The 2,770-nt window shown below is 48.7% G+C and carries 1 protein-coding gene; it reads right to left on the bottom strand.

Features of this window, described 5'->3' with window-relative positions; genetic code table 11:
* On the bottom strand, positions 1-2,770 hold a 2,770-nt coding region (locus tag AOQ29_RS05610; RefSeq protein WP_158530756.1), incomplete at both ends, for a hypothetical protein.

Genomic DNA, 2,770 nt, shown 5'->3' with positions numbered 1-2,770 from the left:
TGGTCTGTGGCGGGTTGGTAGTCAATCATCAGGTCAGGCTGACTAATCTTCTTCAACTTTGCCAAGGCATCAGCGAGGGCTCGATCAAGGTCCCCATTTGTTTGGGACTTAGCAATTGTCGTTTGTCCATCACTAATAACTTGCTTCACCAGGTCACTTTGCTGACCAAAGCTAAGTGGGTCCACGTGGACTAGCTTCTTCCAGGCGTCAATTTGGGCTTGACCGCTTTGGTTCAATTTCTCCCCCGCTGCTGTCCTGGCTTGGTCTGTTGCAGGCTGGTACTGGTTTTGCAAAGTGGGGCTTTGAATCTTATTCAAGTCCCTCAAGCCCTTAACCAGGGTTTGCAATAAGTCGCCCTTTGTTTGAGCCTTCTTAATTGCAGCTACTAGGTCATCTAAGAGGCGGGAAATTGCTGCATTTTGACGGACCAGACTTGCTGGATCAACATGGGCAATCTTAGCAAAATCATTTTTCTTATCATCCGCCATCTTCGTTACAACCGCAATAGCAGAGTCCTTGTTGGATTGGTCTGGCTTTTGGTAGGTCGTTTCAATTTCCGGCTGAGTGACTGCCAAAACAGCTTGGTAGGCAGTGAAGACTTCCCGACCAACATCACCCTTAGTCTGGGCCTTTTCAATCGCTTGCTGAGCCTGAGTTAGAATTTGATCCAACTGCTTTTCTTGAGCGGCCAAACTTAGCTGATTAACATGGTCAAGTGCTCGGAAGGCCTGCTTCCGCTCTTCAACATAGCTATGAACTTGGCTAACTGCCCGGTTCCGGTCATCATCAGTGGCGGAGCGGAAGGATTCAAAGATTTCTGGATTACCCACGGCATTAATCGCATTAATACCCTTGTTGAGTTCATCCATTAGATCTTGGTTAATTTTAGCCGACCCCATCGCATCTTCAGCAAAAACCCGGGCTAAATCAACCGTTGACTGTTTTTCAGCCAAACTATGCAGGTCGGCTTGAACAACCCTGGCCAATTCAGCTTTTTTCTCTGTTGCTGCCTGATGCAAAAATTGGACAGCAGCGTAAAGGTCAGCCGGAGTAACAAAACGATATGGGTATTCAGCAAGTGGTAACCCGACCTGGTCAATTTCCTGCTCAGCTTCAGTAACCGCAAGGGCCAATTCCCCTTGATTTCGAGCAAATCGAATGGCACGCATTCCTTGAAGGACAGCGTCATCAACCATTTGATTCTTTTGTGCTAAGCTTTCTTGGTCAACATGAGCAATACGACCATTAATCGCCTTTTGCATCTCAGCTGCGCCCTGGACTTGGTCAACTGCCCGACGTCGGTCAGCCATTGAAACTGATCGGTATGGTTGTTCCAAAACCGGTTCAGAAACCTGATCAATTTGGTGAAGTGCCTGACTAACGGCTGCCCTGAGTGCTCCGCGTGTTTGGGCCTGGGCAATAGCAAACTCACCAGCATGGACAAATTGGTCAATTTTGCCAACTTGTTCAGTCAAACTTTGAGGATCAACATGAGCAATTCCAGCAAAATCAGCCTTACGGTTGGCAGCTGCTTCAGTAATTTCTTGCTGGGCCACTTCCCGGTCAATTACCGTTACTGGTTGGTAATCGTCTTCAATCGTTGGTGCCGGAACTTGTTGGATTTTAGCTAAGCCGGTTTGGATGGCCTGGTCCAAGTCCCCCTTGGTCTGAGCCTGGTCAATTGCTCCTTGGCTACTTTGGAGGGCTAAGTCTAATTGCTGGTTTTGTGTTGCCAATGACTGGTTATCAACATGGGCAATTGCTGCAAAGTTGACTTTTTGTTGGTCAACGGCCCGAGCCAGTGCGTTTCGGCCGGCTGCCTTTTCAGCTTCCGTTGCCGGTTGGTAAGCCCGTAAGATACTTGGCTGCGCAACGGCTTCGATGGCAGCCAAGCCCTTTTGGTGGGCTTGGTTCAGGTCTAGCCGGATTTGAGCCTGGTTAACGAGCTGTTGGCCAAGACTCAAGGCCTGGTTAATGGCCAACTTTTGCTGGGTCAAAGATTGAAAATCAACATGATTAATCTGCTCGAAAATCGTCATTTTAGCATTGGCTGCCCGCAACAAATCCTGGTTAACAGCAAACCGGTCTAAGAGGGTTACCGATTGGTAGTCGGCTTGAATGATTGGCTCAGCAACCTGGTTGACCAATGTTAAGGCACCTTGCATGGCTTGCATCAAGTCACCTTTCGTCGCTGCTTGGTCAATTTTACTTTGACCGGTTGTCTCACTTTGGTTTAAGCTGAGCAGCTGGGTTTGGAGGCTCTCGGGATCAACGTGGGCAATTTCCGCGAAGGCCTTGGCCCGGCTCTTCACTGCTAATGCCAGAATTTCCTTAGCTTGGGCCTTTTCTTCGGATGTTGCTGGTTGTAATTCCGCCCGGATTGTTGGTTCGGCCACCTGGTTAATCAACTGCTTACCGGTTTGAATTGCGTTTTGGAGGTCCTTATTGATTTGGGCCTGGTTCACACCAACCAAGGCTTGGGCCAAAGCTTGGTCAACCGCTGCTAATTGGTCAGTCAAACTTTGTGGTTCGACGCCAATAATTTGCCGGAACTCAGCCTGTTTTTGTTCGGCAACAGTCTTCAATTGCTGAATTGCTTGGGCTCGGTCAGTCGAATTAATGGCTTGGTAAGCCGGTTCCAAGGTTGGTTGGCTAATCTGACTGATAGCCGTCAATCCTTGAGTTACTGCATTTTGCAAATCAACCTTAATCTGGGCTTCTTGGATGGCCAACCGTGCCTGGGTTACCGCCTGGTTAACCAGAGCAGTTT

The organism is Fructobacillus ficulneus (assembly GCF_001047075.2).
In the GTDB taxonomy this organism is placed as follows: Bacteria; Bacillota; Bacilli; order Lactobacillales; family Lactobacillaceae; genus Fructobacillus; species Fructobacillus ficulneus.
The sequence above is the reverse complement of the archived record's forward strand: the minus strand, read 5'-3'. Positions and strand labels throughout refer to the sequence as shown.